At 49.4% G+C, this 12,723-nt stretch carries 10 protein-coding genes; 6 read left to right on the forward strand and 4 right to left on the reverse strand.

The window, feature by feature from the left end:
• The first annotated feature begins 210 nt into the window (after nucleotides 1–210).
• Entirely contained in the window at nucleotides 211–483 is a 273-nt protein-coding gene (locus tag IC230_RS06510; protein WP_191038166.1) for a hypothetical protein, read from the forward strand.
• 348 nt (nucleotides 484–831) lie between these two features.
• Nucleotides 832–4,416: a lamin tail domain-containing protein gene (locus IC230_RS06515; protein ID WP_191038167.1), complete on the forward strand. Its 3,585-nt coding sequence runs from the start codon at nucleotides 832–834 to the stop codon at nucleotides 4,414–4,416.
• Between the two features lie 172 nt (nucleotides 4,417–4,588).
• Here IC230_RS06515 and IC230_RS06520 read toward each other — a convergent pair whose 3' ends face one another.
• A complete protein-coding gene (locus tag IC230_RS06520; RefSeq protein ID WP_191038168.1) occupies nucleotides 4,589–4,909 on the reverse strand; it encodes a hypothetical protein in 321 nt (106 codons plus the stop codon).
• A 478-nt stretch (nucleotides 4,910–5,387) separates the two neighbouring features.
• Here IC230_RS06520 and IC230_RS06525 point away from each other — a divergent pair, with 478 nt between their 5' ends.
• Nucleotides 5,388–7,193, forward strand: a complete 1,806-nt coding sequence (locus IC230_RS06525; protein ID WP_191038169.1) for a choice-of-anchor Q domain-containing protein — start codon at nucleotides 5,388–5,390, stop codon at nucleotides 7,191–7,193.
• 155 nt (nucleotides 7,194–7,348) lie between these two features.
• Entirely contained in the window at nucleotides 7,349–7,585 is a 237-nt protein-coding gene (locus IC230_RS06530) for a hypothetical protein (RefSeq protein WP_191038170.1), read from the forward strand.
• Nucleotides 7,586–7,774: 189 nt separating this feature from the next.
• On the opposite strand, the gene IC230_RS06535 is transcribed toward IC230_RS06530, so the two are convergent.
• The 3 genes from IC230_RS06535 to IC230_RS06545 form a co-directional block, all read right to left on the reverse strand.
• The gene (locus tag IC230_RS06535; protein ID WP_191038171.1) at nucleotides 7,775–8,518 is read right to left on the reverse strand and encodes a VOC family protein; all 744 of its coding nucleotides are present in this window, start codon (nucleotides 8,516–8,518) and stop codon (nucleotides 7,775–7,777) included.
• Between the two features lie 148 nt (nucleotides 8,519–8,666).
• A complete protein-coding gene (locus IC230_RS06540) occupies nucleotides 8,667–9,341 on the reverse strand; it encodes a DAPG hydrolase family protein (protein ID WP_191038172.1) in 675 nt (224 codons plus the stop codon).
• Between the two features lie 8 nt (nucleotides 9,342–9,349).
• Nucleotides 9,350–10,498, reverse strand: coding sequence for an FAD-dependent oxidoreductase (locus IC230_RS06545; RefSeq protein ID WP_191038173.1), 1,149 nt, complete (start codon nucleotides 10,496–10,498; stop codon nucleotides 9,350–9,352).
• A 311-nt stretch (nucleotides 10,499–10,809) separates the two neighbouring features.
• Between IC230_RS06545 and map the strand changes: the two genes are divergently transcribed.
• Together map and IC230_RS06555 are read left to right on the forward strand one after the other, a co-directional pair.
• Complete coding sequence (map, locus tag IC230_RS06550; RefSeq protein ID WP_191038174.1) at nucleotides 10,810–11,574, forward strand: type I methionyl aminopeptidase; 765 nt, start codon at nucleotides 10,810–10,812, stop codon at nucleotides 11,572–11,574.
• Nucleotides 11,575–11,633: 59 nt separating this feature from the next.
• Entirely contained in the window at nucleotides 11,634–12,599 is a 966-nt protein-coding gene (locus tag IC230_RS06555; protein WP_191038175.1) for a nitrilase family protein, read from the forward strand.
• Nucleotides 12,600–12,723: the final 124 nt, after the last annotated feature.

Consider the following 12,723-nt stretch of genomic DNA (forward strand, 5'->3'; position numbering starts at 1 on the left):
AGGGTTACCTACCCAAAAATAGCTTAATTCTATACAATCACTAACTGGCCTCCCGGACCGGTAATACAGCCTGACAGAGATTCTTTGAAACTGATTTCATGAAATACAAGCCTATATGGAGTAAGAGCGCCTTTTAAGATTATGCGTTGTTTCCCAGTGAACAATCAAGAACGACTAACGTATTGATTTCCACATTTAACAGACAAATTAATGAACCGTTTACTTCCTATTTTCGTCGCCATTTCGTCGCTCCCGTCCTGGTGGTGGACAAAAGGGCCTGGGTTGGGGGATCCTGCACCCGATGTGAGACAAAATCGCTTGTTTACCGCAGGGCTTACGCTGGCAGTTGGATTGGGAGCTGCCGTTGTTTTTGGTAAAAGCACGGTTGCCAAATCCATCGCAGCCTACGCGGGTGGACGTATTGGGGCTGGTGTTGCTACGTCCCTCAATCCGCAACCACTGCCACCGAAGCAGCGAGAATAGACCATACTAGTAAGCACGATGGGTTGATCACTGATACTCACAGTCCTGACGAAAATCGGGGCTGTGGACATCGTCTTTATTTTTAAGATAAAGCCTCCGGACCTGACAGCCTCCACTGGAATAAAATGCGATGCTCTATCTCAAGACAAGTGACGACTAATTGACTCGCTTTGTGTGAATTGAGCCTGGCGAAATTTTAGTCTAGGATACCAGGCTCTATCTAGCCTTAATGGAGCGCTGATTATTAACCAATTGTTGGCTAAAACGATCAGAACATAATGATACGTTAACCAGTGACGAATCGTAGCCGCTGTAGCTTTGCGAGAAGAACTTTTTTGAACTTCTCCTATGAAACAAGCGATACAACCATTTATACGATGTTTCTTTTGCTACGCCGTATTAATGCTGAGTGCTGTTGCGCCATCTGACGTCTGGGCGCAAACAACGTTGGTGCAATGGAATTTTAATGGTAGTAACACTGTCCCTTCCACCGGCACCGGCTCTTTAGCCTTAATTGGTGGGACAACGGCTACGTTTGCTTCTGGTAACGCTGGTACAGGATCAACCGACCCGGAATCAACAAATGCTGACCAGGCCTGGAATATTACGGCTTTTGCTGCGCAGGGAACGGGTAATAAAACCCGGGGAATTGATATACAGGTAAACACGACACAGTTTCAAAGCCTGTCTATCTCCTGGGATCAGCGATTCAGTAACTCAGCAGGTAATCGGGCTCGATTGCAGTATTCAACAGATGGTGTAACGTTTACGGACGCTCCATTTTCCGTTACGGCAAATCCGGGGGATGCGTGGTATAACAACAACAGTTACGATTTTTCGGCTATTTCTGGTTTAAATAACAACCCCAATACCCGGTTCCGAATCGTATCTGAATTTTCTACGACGGTTCCGGGCAGCTATACATCTGCAACTCTGGCCACTGGATATAACACAACCGGTACCTGGCGATTCGATATGCTTACGGTTCGGGGTGTCGCCATTGTTCCGCAACCCACATTAGCCGTTAATCCCGCTTCGTTAACCAGTTTCACAGCTACTCCGGGGACGGCTTCCAATACGCAAACCTACACATTGACAGGTAGTGATCTGACGAGTAACGTATTGGTATCGGCTTCGACTGGTGCGGAAATCAGTACAGACGGAACGTCGTTTAGTTCGGTTGCTACGTTCACGCCAACCAGTGGAACGATTAGTCAGCCTTTGTTCGCCCGGCTATCGGCAACTGCTCCGACCGGCGCCTTCAGCGGTACGGTTACCCACACCAGCAGCAGTACATTAACCGCTAACCTGACGCTGAGTGGCACCGTCTCTTCTCCATCCGCCGGTCGAATCGAGATTACGGAGTACATGTATAATGGCTCAGAATACATTGAGCTGACCAATGTCGGTAGCGCACCGGTAGACATGACGGGCTGGAGTTTCGACGACAGTTCACGGCAACCCGATTCGTTTCCAATTGGTAGTGTGGGTACTGTGGCACCTGGCGAGTCAGTCATCATTTCAGAAGCGTCCGCAGCCGCTTTCCGGACCAACTGGTTTTTACCGGCGTCGGTCAAAGTAGTTGGTGGTAATAACAATAATCTCGGTGGTAGTGATGAGATCAATATTTACGATAGCAATGACAATCTGGTTGATCAGCTTACCTACAGCAGTGGCGGGAACGTAACGGCTAATGGGGTGAGTGCCTACCCAACCGTGTCGAATCTGAGTTCGACTACGGCGGCCGCCTGGCAGTTATCCGTTGTTGGCGACGCGCAGAATACCTACGTTTCGGCCGATGGCAATACGGGCAATCCAGGGGGCTATACTGTTCCGCTCAATCGGGTGCTGGTGCGCGAAACGCTCAATAGCACAACCGTCGTTGAAGGTGGCGCAACCGATACGTATACCGTCGCGCTGAACAGTGCACCGTCTGCCGATGTGGCCCTTATGATCAATGTGCCGGGAAGCCCGCTGAGTGTTAATCCAACAGCCTTAGTCTTTACGCCGACGAATTACAGCACGGCTCAAACGGTAACCGTGTCAGCCACGGATGACGCTACGGTACAGGGAACGCGCTCACTAACGATTACCCAAAGTGCTACCAGTGCGGATGTTGCGTACAATGGTATTTCGGTGAATCCGGTTGTGGTACACGTCAGTGATCCCCCGGCGGCTCAGCCGGTCAGTATCAGTGCGACAAACAATGGCCCTTTTGTTAATACACCGACTACAGGTCCAGCTTTTGTGAGTGGCGTAGTTAATGACCCCACCGACCCAGCCAGTATGGTTGGGCTGAATTTCATTCTCAGCGCGGCTTCGGATCTGACCGTAACTGCCATTAGTAGCAACACAAGCGTAGTAGCGAACGCCAACCTTGTTTTAACTGGCGTGGGTGTCAACCGAAATTTAAAAATCACGCCGACCGGTGTTGGCTATGCGACTATTACAATCTCAGCCAGCAGCAGCAGTGCCATCGGTACGTATATCATTAATTATGCGGCTTCGGCAGCGTCGGTGGCGGCTACTAACTCGCGCTACCACACGGGAACCAGCGATGCGTCAACGGCCATTGCCATCGATGCGAATTACATGTTGGTGGCCGACGATGAAGACCAAACCATCCGGCTCTATGACCGAACCAAATCAGGTCTTCCTCTGGCCAGTTTCAACGTTGCCTCGTCGTTGGGTTTATCGGGAAATGGTGAAGTCGATATCGAAGCTTCTACCCGAACGGGGAATACAATTTACTGGATAGGGTCCCATGCTGAAGGAGGTTCGTCGAACCGGCAACGTATTTTTAGTACCACTGTCAATGGATCGGGAGCCGCTACGACACTGACCTTTGGTGGCTATTATTCGTCGTTACGAACGGATCTGGTAAATTGGGACAACAGCAATGGACACGGATTGGGAGCGGGTTATTTAGGATTGGCAGGTAGTACGACTGCTGGCGTTGATCCGGAAACACCCACGGGTTTCAACATTGAAGGCTTCACGCTGGCTCCCGATGGCACAACGGGTTATCTGGGCTTCCGGGCTCCGCTTCAACCAACGGCCGGTCGGACCAAGGCGCTCATTATTCCCATAACGAACTTATCTGCTTTGGTGACGGGAACACCTGCCAGCAGTCCGGCTACGTTCGGTGCGCCAATTTTCCTGGACCTGGGCGGACGTAGTATTCGCAGCATCGAACGGAATGCCAACAACGAGTACCTGATCATTGGCGGACCCATCGGCGCGTCAACTACATTCGCCTTATATACCTGGACAGGTAATCCTGCCGATGTACCTGTGCTACGTAGTGCCGATCTGACCGCGTTAAATACGGGTGGTAGTTTCGAGACGATTGTGGACGTACCATTGGGGCTGACCGATACCACCCCGATTCAGTTGGTAACCGATAATGGCAGTACCGTTTGGTACACCGACGGAACGGCCTCAAAAGACCTGGCTCAGGACAATTTCCAGAAATTTCGGAGTGACGTTGTGCTTCTTGGCGCGGCTATACCTACCACACCTGATCTTACGCCGATCCTCTACGCCCGGCCATCGCTGGTATATGGTAACTCTCTGTTCAATGTGGTAGTGGACGTGGTTGAAACCAATGGAATAAGCAGCAGCGGGCCCATTACAGTAAAAGTGACCAGAGACGCCAGACTAACGCTCAGTCTGGATGCAAGCCTGACGAACATAGATGGCCGTGCCGTTCAGAACAGCAACTGGAGTTTTAGCTCAGATGCGAACTACTACATTCTGACTACCAGTCAAACCGTTACGGGGGGCGATAAACTGAGTTTTGGTTTGACGGGGCAACTGACAACGGGTAGCACAACGGGGGTGATCAATTGCAGTGCTACGTTGATAGGAGGCTCAGAGGGTCGGGTTAATAACAACACCGATGCTGATAAGACCGAGTATTTTCAGCAATGAAAAAAGAGCCTGAGCGAATTTTCGATAGGTAGTATAACCGTAGGTTAGTTAAGCCAGATTGCTGACTTATTCTGAGGTGAATAGTAAGGCCCGGCATTAACTGACCGGGCCTTACTTATCGAGGAGTATGGTATGATTACAACGTGAATGACGGCTCCCTGATCGGCTCTCTTTACAAGAGCATCGATACCGCCAAATTGGCCTGATACTGAATACGTTCAAACACCAAAGTGTAAGTGTCTCGGGCCAACCGATCACTGCCAGACCGGTAATACTGCTGTTGCATCTGCTCTAAGCTCATCTCCAGGCAAGTAGATAATATCGTGAAGGCCAGACAGTAACTCTTCTTGGTTGGAGCAACGCGATTTAATTGATGAACCAGCTTTTTTAATCGTTTATGAGCCCGGATCAGTAAGGCGGGTTCCTGACTAATCCGGAGTTGTTGGACACGATCATTTTCGACCATGATCTGGTTGATAATTGAGAGTTGCATGACTAATAGGGATAAAGTTCATTATGAGAACGTTATGCCGTTTAATATGTTTTTGAAGATTGCTTATTTATCGTACAATTTACCGTCTCCAGTACGTTCGCTCATCAGAGCAAGAACATTCAGGTGAGTGATTTTAACATCTTTGTCTCATTAGCTGGCTTGCTGGTTCGTATCGAAGAAGATTTGTAACTAGTATAAAGTCGACCACGCTATCTTCACTGATGAAAAGTCATCTAATAACCTCTTTATCTCATTTTCTGTGATTCAACTCTATCAATCCCGTTCGTTGCAATCCTGTCTGACAAAACATCGTTTAGGAAAGAGTTTGATTTTGGCGCTTGTGCTACAACTCTTGTGAGCAATACCGCTGAGTGCTCAAACGATCCGCTACGTTTCGGTTGGCGGAACCAACACTGACCCCACCAGCGCAATCAGTTGGGCCACGAGTACAACCAATCTTCAGGGAGCGATTAATTCCTTGTCGGCCACAGGGGGCGAAGTTTGGGTAGCGGCTGGTACGTATAAACCAACTTCGGGTAACAACCGGGCAATCAGTTTCTCGATGCGGAATAACGTAACGATCTATGGAGGCTTCCCCGCGGATGGGACCGGTACGCTCGCGAACCGACAACCGGCCAGCTACACCACCATTCTGTCAGGAAATGTTGGTAACGTCAATACCGCGGGTGATAACAGCTACCACATCATTAATAACCCAGCTTCGTTGAGTCTGACCAGTACGGCGGTGTTGGATGGCTTTGTTATTACTGGAGGCAATGCCAATGGAGGAAACAATGATTCCAATGGCGCAGGCATATACAACGATGGCAGTAATGGTATCATATGTAGCCCTACGATCAGGAACTGTAGCTTTCTTAATAATCGTGCTGGTGGCGGTGGAGCGGGGATACTCAACATAGCAAATGGCGGCATCAGTACTCCTACTATAACCGACTGTAGCTTCACCTCTAATACCGCTGTTGGGGGAGCGGGGGGAATACATAACAGAGCATGGAATGGCGGTACAAGTAATCCCGCGCTGACCAATTGTAGTTTCATTGATAATACCAATAGTACAGGGGCAGTATGTAACGATGGGAGCAATTATAGCGGACCTTTAGGAGTTTGTAATCCCATACTGACCAATTGTAATTTTGCGAATAATTATACAAGGGGACTTGGAGGAGGGATGTGTAACTTTTACAGTAATCCTCAATTAATCAACTGTAATTTCACACGTAATTTTGTTAGTCTCGGTGGAATGGGTGGGGGAATATATAATGAATATAGTAGCCCTTTCCTCGTCAATTGTGGCTTTATGGAAAATACAGCTCTTCAAAGTGGTGGAGGGCTATATAGTTATGGGGTTGATAGCAAACCTATACTGGCTAATTGTACTTTTCAGGGTAACGCTGGCGCTTTCTACACGGGAGGTGGTATCTGTAACGAAGGAGGTAGCCAACTTCAACTAATTAACTGTACCTTAATAAGTAATCGGTCGGAAGACGGAACTGGCTGGGGTATTTATAATAACAGTGCTGTCCAACTGACCAATTGTGTTCTCTGGAACAATGGGGGCGAAAAGACTTTTGCTGGACCAACCCCTCCTACTGTGAGTTATTCACTATTGCAGCCAGATGTCTATGAGTACACCTACACAGACGGGAGTAACAACCTGGTTACGTCTACTTCGCCCTTCGTCAGCAATACGGATCTGCAACTGAAAGCGGGTTCACCAGCTATTAACGCGGGTAGTAACCTGGCGTACACCGCAGTGAACGGCCCCGCTACGGATCTGGCCGGTAACACCCGAATTCAGTATGGGTTGATCGACATGGGCGCTTACGAGTCGGCTTTCTCGCACGATCTAACCCCCATTACGTACGTTAGCCCGTCTACCCAATATGGTACAAGTGGTTTTAGCGTAGTGATCGATGCGGTAGAGCTTAATTCGGTAGCTTCCAGAGGGGCTTTTACCGTTAGAATTACCAAAGATGCGAAGGCTGTTCTAAGCTTCTCACCCGACGTTACGTTGATTGGTGGAAAAACCGTGCAGAACAGCGTTTGGACATTCAGTTCCGCCGATCCGAACTATTACGTGTTACGTACCACACAGAGCGTTGCTGCTAGTGATCGACTCTCGGTTGGCTTAACCGGAACACTTAATCCCGGCGCTACGGGCGGTATACTGGCGGTTAGCTCGACGCTGTTGTCGGAGGGGGTAGTTGAAACGAAGCTGACCAACAACGTAGACGCCGATAAGGTCGAGTACTTTCAACAATGATGCCGTGTAGCTGGGCTAAATGTAGCTTAACCAAAGCCGCTAAATGACGTAAAAATTAGCGTGAATAGTGCGCAAAAAAGTACCCATTTTCGTGCGGAAAGTTATGTTTTTTTTGTTCTTAATATAGAACGTAAACAACTCATTCTAAGCGAAAAATGGAGCCAATTACCTTAACGCAACTAACGCCTTCTACTGCTCAGCCAAGAGTAGCTCGTGCTACTCGTCGGAAAGTGGATGGAGCTGCTACTGCCGCTACGTTGATTCAGATGGCCAGTGAAATTCTGAGTGCTTCACCAACGCTTCGGCACAGGCTCAATATAACCCTGACGGACTTGGCTGCGGCTGATAAAGTACGTAAAGAACTAACGAAGAAATCAAGCCAGCTACACTAGTACTCTTCCAGTTTAATGGTCTGAGAGAAAGGTACCACGGGTTTTAACCCGTTTTTGGGTCAATCTCTGAACGGGTTAAAACCCGTGGTACCTAAAATAAGAATTAAATTGGAGCAACACTAGTTCGTCTGGCCTAACGGAAAGCCTCCCTTGCTTAACTGACAGGGAGGCTTTTTCGTCAGAATTGAATTAAGCCATTTCCTCAACTACCTGAGAATGTCTGGATGATAGTGGGCAGGAGCAGGCGATGCTGGCAGCCGATACCAACGGGCTCAATTCGCAACGTGTCAAGGTTTGAAGAGGACCGCCCGGCTCTGACTCGAACGTTACCCGGTAGTTATTTACGACCGCCGGAGTATTGGTAAACAACCACGTACGATTTTCTTTCGAGACAATAAACAAACCGTTATCGTCGCCAAGAGCCGCGAAGTCATGCATGGGTTTGGATTTACTGAAACGTTTAACGCCAAAGTGCTTCGATAATTGATAGCTAGTTTTAACCACGCAGGGCGTAACGATCCCAAGCTCGCTGATGCATTGAAATAGATCGCCAACGGTTAAGTTGGCATCGATATAAGGTAAATCGCGTCGGGCAATGAACTCCAGAATGTTGCCGTTGTTGTCGAGAAAATAAGCGGACCGGGCTTTCCAGTCAGGAAACTCGGCAATTGTCTGACCCGGACTTTGCGTATCCATATAGTTCAGAGAGAACCAGTGCATACATAGCTCCAGCATTCCACTCGGTACGTTAATGGCAAAATGATAAGGTGCTACTGGCCCCGGTACGGATCGAAACGTTAGCTGGGTCCAGCCAACCTGCACCGTAAGCGACTCGGCCGACTCGGCTACAATGGGTAGGTCTAACTGCTGCGTATAAAATTTCCGGGTGCCTACGGGATCGGCTGTTTCAAGTTCAATGGTCAGGAGTTTCATGGCGGGTCATCAATTGGTTATCTGTGGCAGTGTGGTGCATCAAAATTGAGGGAAGATGAGTTCAGGACAAGCTACGTAGTGAATGAACCTGCGGAACTGTTGCGCGAAACCGCGCTTTGAGTGCTTCTAGTGTTTAGCATCCTGGGCTTCAGCCCGTAAAGCCTTCGAGGCACGGGCTGAAGCCCAGGATACCGTATGTATGATAAAGTTCGGGCAGGAAAGACTCGAAATTCCCTACCTCCTCCACGTTGTGTTTTAACCAGGCCTGCCCCATTGCCTTCGTAAAGACAAATTGGTGCATAATCGGGTTGATCAGCCATTGACCCAATAAACTTTCTCGCCCGACCTGCATACGCGACCGGTACAGCGTTCCACCTTCTACCGGTATAAACTGGTGTGCCAACCGGTAGACTTCCTTTCCCAGAATACGGACTACCAACGTAATGCCATTCCGATCAAGTTTAATCACTTCCTCCGTACTATCGACCAGCTGGTCCATGTTACCGCCGAATGCTTCGACAATTCGAAAATGTGCCCCGACACCTGCGCCACCACCGGGCGCGGGCCTGGTCAGTTCCCAATGAATATGGTCAATTGGGTGCCAGATCAAGTAGCGAGGATACGTAGCGCCTTCGTGTTCCATTGTATCGCCGATGTGCTGAAACCACCAAAGCAGCATGTCGGGCGTTACGTTCCGAATCAAATCGTGTTCGATACGTAGTTCAAAGCTGCCGTAGGGCAAGATAGTGAAAGTCGTTTGGGCGCTCGTAAGCGGTTTCATCGCCCAACTGTAAGGCCTGGCTGGAAGAAGTGCTGTTTTCATGTTTCCTTCTAAAAATCTACGGCGTAAAGCTTTGTCAATTGCTGTTCGTTGATACTCGGAGGCAGGAGTCGGAACAAGCCATTACGTAGCCATGCCAGGAGGGGGCTCTTCACTTGCGCCATCTGACCAATGCGCCGGGAATTAGTGATGATGTAATGAGTTCGCGCCAGACGTCGTTGCTCAAACCGTTTGAACGTATCTGGTACCGAACCTCCTTTCTTTAGTTCATCAGCCAGCACCACAGCGTCTTCGATCGCCTGACAGGCGCCCTGACCCATATTCGGTGTGGTGGCGTGGGCCGCATCGCCCAGCAACACTACGTTGTCAAAAGCGTAGCGGGGGAGGGGCTTCAGATCAAAGATGTCGTTCCAGAGTACATCCGTATCGTTTGTACGGGCCAGCACCTCCGGGATGGGCGCGTGATACGTACCAAACACGTTCAGGAGGTCGTTGGTCGTGAACTGGCGCATTCGGACATCGTTCGCCGGAGCATTGAGGCAGGCAAACCAATACAACTGATTGTTGGCCAGAGGCACCAGACCCAGTCGGCCATTGGTTCCCCATGTTTCAGTCGCTTCGGATAGGTTTAGCCCCGTGCTGTCAATAACGGCTCGCCAGCAGGTGTAACCCGCGTAGCGGGGAGTGCTGCCGGGTAAGAGTTGCTGGCGAATGAGTGAGTGAATACCATCGGAAACGATTAGATAATCGGTTTGGCGCGTCGTTCCGTCGTCGAACGTCAGAAGAACGCCCTGGGTGTTCTGGTCAACCTGGATCGCGCGTTTACCCGTCATCAGCGGAATGCCCTCGGCCTGTTTCAGTAGTTCCCGATGCAGTGCTGCCCGGTGAATGGAGAAGTTATCAATACCGTAAGTGCGACTAATTGCCCGACTGTCCGTGCGGGTAAGCGTACGCCCCTGTTGATCCTTGATCACGAACGCATCGAGTAAGCGTCCAGCCGGAAGAATCGAATCGGCAATCCCTAGTTTTTGAAAGGCTTTCACGGCATTCGCGGCTAAAGCCAGACCGGCTCCCAACGGTTTGATAATAGGTGCGGCTTCAAAAAGGGTAACCCGAAGGCCAAGCTGGCGTAGGGCAATGGCCGTAGTAAGACCTGCAATTCCTGCGCCTATGATGGTAAATTCTTTCTCAGTATCCATGTTGTCTAAAAATCAACTTCTGTAATCACAAACGAAACGCCTGATTTGGTAAAGATAGAATTGAATTAACGTATCAAAATTGGCTTGTTTGGAGGGTGTGACCGAGGCTTTTCATCACAGACCGGAACAAAAGAAAGGTGAACCGGCTAAGCATATCAATGAAGCGGAATAACGACCAGCACGTGAAAAACAGCCGAATGGAATAAGAGCAATACGTTCCGGTGACTTACTGACTGGTTGGCGTGATTTTGGGCGATTTCCGTATTTTTGCCGCTCTTTCGAAGTTATTTCGTTCGTTTAAAACCAAACCTATGTCTGTCACATCTCAGGTCGAATTATTGGGTATTCAGAAAATTAGCGAAATCGTCGGAACCACCCTGAAGTTGATGCGCGAACACGCCCGACCGGGTATGACGACCAAAGAACTGGATGACTTTGGCGGACAAATTCTCAACCGCCTTGGCGCCAGATCCGCTCCCAGACTGACTTATGGTTTTCCGGGCTGGACATGCATTAGTGTGAATAGTGAAATCGCACACGGCATTCCGTCGGTGTCAACGGTGCTGGAAGAAGGCGATCTAATTAACATAGACGTATCGGCCGAGCTGGATGGCTACTGGGCCGATAATGGTGGATCATTTGTTTTAGGTACGGATATTTATCACCGCGCTGATCTGGTCGAAACGTCGAAACGGATTTTACAGCGGGCCATTAGTCAGATTCGGGGTGGAGTAAAAATAGCGGACATTGGTCGACTGATCGAAACTGAAGCGAAAAGAGCCCGCTTTAAGGTCATCCGGAATCTGGTCGGTCACGGCGTTGGCCGGAGCCTTCACGAAGACCCCACCGAAATTCCCTGCTTTTATGATCGCTCTAATACGGCTCGCTTTCGGAAAAACTCCGTCGTCGCTGTTGAAACGTTTATATCTACCCGCGCTACGTATGCGAAAGAGAAAGGCGACGGCTGGACATTCGTAACCGGCGACGGCAGCTTCGTCGCTCAGCATGAACACACCATTTTAATAACCGATAATCAGCCCATTATCTTGACGGCTACCAACCAACTCTGGACGTAACGTAGCAGAGCCGACATCCACATCCAATTATTTGTCAATCAACCTACTTATTTCGTTTTATGGAAAACCTCAGGATTGCAACGGCTCAGTTTGAGAATGCCAGTGGTGATAAAACGTATAATCTTAGCGTTATTCGGAGCTTGGCTGCTGAGGCTGCTCAACAGGGCGCACAGGTTGTTGCTTTTCACGAATGCTCGGTTACTGGCTACACATTTGCCCGTCATCTGTCCCGCGAACAATTGTTGGACGTAGCAGAATACATACCTGAAGGAGAAAGTATCCAGGCGCTTACGCAGATTGCCCGCGACCATAACATTGCCATTTTAGCGGGCCTGTTCGAAAAAGATAAACAGGATCAGCTGTTTAAAGCTTATGTATGTGTCGATAAAAACGGGCTTGTAGCCAAGTATCGGAAGCTGCATCCGTTTATTAACCCGCATCTCATTCCCGGCGATCAATATGTTGTGTTCGATTTACACGGCTGGACATGTGGGATTCTGATCTGCTACGACAATAACATCGTTGAGAACGTGCGGGCAACCGCTTTGCTGGGGGCCGACGTTATTTTCATGCCGCACGTAACGATGTTGACCCCATCGACCCGGCCAGGCGCTGGGTTTGCCGATCCAGCACTCTGGGCCAATCGGGAAAACGATCCGACTTCGGTTCGTCTGGAATTTGACGGGATGAAGGGACGCGCCTGGTTGATGAAATGGCTCCCCGCCCGCGCATACGACAACGGCATTTATGTGGTTTTCTCCAATCCGATCGGGATGGACGATGATCAGCTTAAAAACGGTTGTTCGATGATTGTCGATCCTTTTGGAGATGTGCTGGCTGAGTGCCGGAAATTGGGCAATGAGGTGACCACCGCTACGTGCAGTCCGGAAAAACTTCATCAGGCGGGTGGTCATCGATATCGGAATGCCCGACGCCCCGACCTTTACCGCGATATCATCGGACAGTCACACAAGTCGGAGCAGAAAGTCGTCTGGATGAAGACAGATGATACAGCAAGTCAATAAGTTAAGCGACTGGAATGCACCATGCTCTCCGATTGCCTGCTGTGATCCACTGGCCGGATTGTATCAGGCACAATGTTTTATTTAATTTTTAATTAGATACGCACAATAAGTCTAGTTTTACCAT

The sequence above is a fragment of the Spirosoma validum genome, assembly GCF_014699035.1.
GTDB classification, from domain to species: Bacteria; Bacteroidota; Bacteroidia; order Cytophagales; family Spirosomataceae; genus Spirosoma; species Spirosoma validum.